The 2,566-nt window shown below is 32.3% G+C and carries 2 protein-coding genes and 1 tRNA gene; 1 reads left to right on the top strand and 2 read right to left on the bottom strand.

What is annotated here, in order from left to right; translation table 11 throughout:
- A partial coding sequence (locus tag CI949_RS19760; RefSeq protein ID WP_290769620.1) for a methyl-accepting chemotaxis protein occupies positions 1-1,101 on the top strand: 1,101 nt, incomplete at its 5' end.
- On the opposite strand, the gene CI949_RS19765 is transcribed toward CI949_RS19760, so the two are convergent.
- Both CI949_RS19765 and CI949_RS19770 read right to left on the bottom strand, forming a co-directional pair.
- Positions 1,096-2,322 carry an NAD(P)/FAD-dependent oxidoreductase gene (locus CI949_RS19765; protein ID WP_290769622.1) on the bottom strand — a complete coding sequence of 409 codons (1,227 nt, stop codon included), beginning with the start codon at positions 2,320-2,322 and terminating at the stop codon, positions 1,096-1,098. The genes CI949_RS19760 and CI949_RS19765 overlap by 6 nt on opposite strands.
- Positions 2,323-2,472: 150 nt before the next feature.
- Positions 2,473-2,559: transfer RNA gene (locus tag CI949_RS19770), tRNA-Leu, on the bottom strand.
- Positions 2,560-2,566: the final 7 nt, after the last annotated feature.

Here is a 2,566-nt window from a genome sequence, read left to right on the forward strand (position 1 = left end):
TGGTTTGATGTTGGATCTTATGCTCCAGAATTTGGCGAGGAAGTACACTGTCCGAAGATAAAAACTGGGGAATATAAAGACTGTACTGAGTGTAAGGTTTACAAAGAGGTTAATAAAAATGAGATTGAAAAATTAGGAGCCTGGTTTAATAAATTTTCAGATGTATTAAGAAATTTAGTCAAAGATATTATTGAGATGTCAGATAGTCTTGCAGCTTCCAGTCAAGAATTAACAGCAACAGGTGAAGAGTTATCAGCTTCAGCTGAAGAAATTGGTAATTCAATGCAAACAGTAGCATCTGGATCCGAAGAACAGTCAGCTCAAGTTGAAGAAACTTCAGCAACTATTACAGATTTAAGAAATCAAATAACTTCTATCAATGATCATTCAGATGAAATGTATAATCGAGCAGAAAATGTAATGGAAAATATTCAATCTGGCAATCAAACTTTAAGTAAAACTGAAGATGTTTTTTCTAAAGTTAAAACTAACACCAAAACTACTGCAGAAGCTATTAACTCCTTAGGAGAATCTTCTAAGCAAATTGGAGAAATTGTTGATTTAATTAATAATATTTCTGAACAAACTAATTTATTAGCTTTAAATGCAGCAATAGAGGCAGCTAGAGCCGGGGAAGCCGGAAGAGGTTTTTCAGTTGTTGCAGAAGAAATTAGAGAACTGTCTGAACAATCATCTAAAGCAACTGAAGATATTGCAAAATTAATAAGATCAATTCAAAATGATGTGGAAAAAGCAGTTTACAATATGGATGAAAATGAATCTGCTGTTCTTGAAAGTGTAGAGGCAATTGATAAGACTTCAGCTTCTTTTACTGATATAACTTCTCAAGCTGAAGGTTTAGAAAATCTCATTAAAAATATCAGATCTGAAGTAGATAAAATGAGTCAAAATAGTAAAAATGTAAAGAAAGCAGTGGATGAAATTTCAGAGGTCAGTGAAATGGCCGCAGCAAATGCTGAAGAGGTAGCTGCCTCCAGTGAGGAACAGGCAGCTTCAACTCAGACAGTTGTTAATGCATCAGAAGAACTTGTTGATATGGTAGAGAGGTTAAATAAAATCACGTCACAATTTAATTTATAGCTGCTCAGAAATATATTTTCCAGCAGAATATGCTGTGGAGAAAGCAGCCTGCAAATTATACCCGCCAGTATCTCCATCAATATCTAAAACTTCTCCAGCAGCAAAAAACCTTTTTACAATTCTAGATTCCATGTTTTGGGGGGTGATTTCATTCAGATCAATCCCTCCTTTTGTTACCATTGATTGGTTATAATTTGCTAAACTTTTGATTTCAAATTTGAGATTTGAAAAAATATCTATAATTTCTTTTCTTTCATCTTTAGTAAGATGAGCAGCATTTTGACTGCCGTCAATGTTAGCTAATTCTAGAATTTTTTCGATTAACCTCTGTGCAATTGGATATTTAATTAAAAGATTAACTAAATTTAATCTTCCTTCTCTTTCAATTTTTTTCAAAAGGTCGCTTTCTAATTCTTTTTTATTATAATTAAGGAGTTTTATCTTTATTAAATCTCCTTTTTTCATATACCTGGAATAATTAATTATTCCAGGTCCAGAAAGTCCACGATGTGTTAATAGTAAATCATCAGTCCAACTTTTAAGTAAATTACCATTTCTCCAGAGAGAAGTTTCTTTATTTCTTAAAGAGATACCGCTCAACATCCTAAATTGATAATTTTTAATAATTACTGGAGCTAGGGCAGGTCGAGGTTCAATTATATTATGACCTAAACTTTTTGCTATCTTGAATCCATCACCAGTTGAACCAGTTTTAGGGAATGATTTGCCTCCAGCTGCAAGTATTAAATATTTACTTTGATAAATTTTATCAGAACTTTGTACTTTAAATAGGCCATTTTTTTGTTCAATATTTTCTACGTTTGCATTGTATGTGATTTTAATATCTCTAGTTTTTAATTCTTTAAATAAAATATTCAAAATATCTGAAGCATTATTTGATTCTGGAAATATTTTTCCGCCTCTAGCCTTTCTAAAGGAGATACCTCGTTTTTTAAAAAAATGCATTAAATCCTGGTTATTGAAGCTATAAAGAGGCCCTAGTAAAAAGTTAGAATTATTACCATAATGATCAAAAAAATCAGCTATATCACCAGCATGGGTTAAATTACACTGGCCAGAACCACTAATCAAAAGTTTTTTTCCGGCACTAGAATTCTTTTCTAAAATTAATATATTCTTATTTTGATTATTTTCAGCAGCCTGAATCGCAGAAAATAGTCCTGCAGGACCAGCCCCTATAACTAGTAAATCCACTTTCATATTTTTTCTTCCTTTCGAACTTAAATTTTATTATATATTCTTTTAATGAAGAGCAACTTTCAATTACTAGCTGCTTCTGTATTGGCTTAAAAACAGAAAAAGCCATTCAATTAAGAATGACTTTAAGTTCCAATATATCTGATATTAAAATGGTGCCGAAGGTGGGACTCGAACCCACACATCCGTGAGGATAATGGATTTTGAATCCATCGCGTCTGCCAATTCCACCACTTCGGCATCACAA

The sequence above is a fragment of the Halanaerobium sp. genome (assembly GCF_003070835.1).

Coding starts and splice junctions, on each gene's coding strand:
- CI949_RS19765 (WP_290769622.1), bottom strand. CDS start 2,322: ATGAAAGTGGATTTACTAGTTATAGGGGCTGGTCCTGCAGGACTATTT.